Below are 321 nucleotides of genomic sequence, written 5' to 3' on the forward strand. Positions count from 1 at the left end.
CCATTCTCAGTTCGGATTGCAGGCTGCAACTCGCCTGCATGAAGCCGGAATCGCTAGTAATCGCGGATCAGCATGCCGCGGTGAATACGTTCCCGGGCCTTGTACACACCGCCCGTCACACCACGAGAGTTTGTAACACCCGAAGTCGGTGAGGTAACCTTCATGGAGCCAGCCGCCTAAGGTGGGACAGATGAGTGGGGTGAAGTCGTAACAAGGTAGCCGTATCGGAAGGTGCGGCTGGATCACCTCCTTTCTAAGGATAATACGAGTGCGCTTTTGTTTTGTTCAGTTTTGAATGAGTAATTCATTCAATGAAGGAAG

The 321-nt window shown here is 52.0% G+C and carries 1 rRNA gene; it reads left to right on the plus strand.

The features are described from left to right. A 16S ribosomal RNA gene (locus CVN76_RS02430) occupies positions 1-253 on the plus strand; the annotation flags it as partial. Between the last annotated feature and the right edge of the window lie 68 nt (positions 254-321).

This window comes from Bacillus sp. mrc49 (assembly GCF_002803435.1).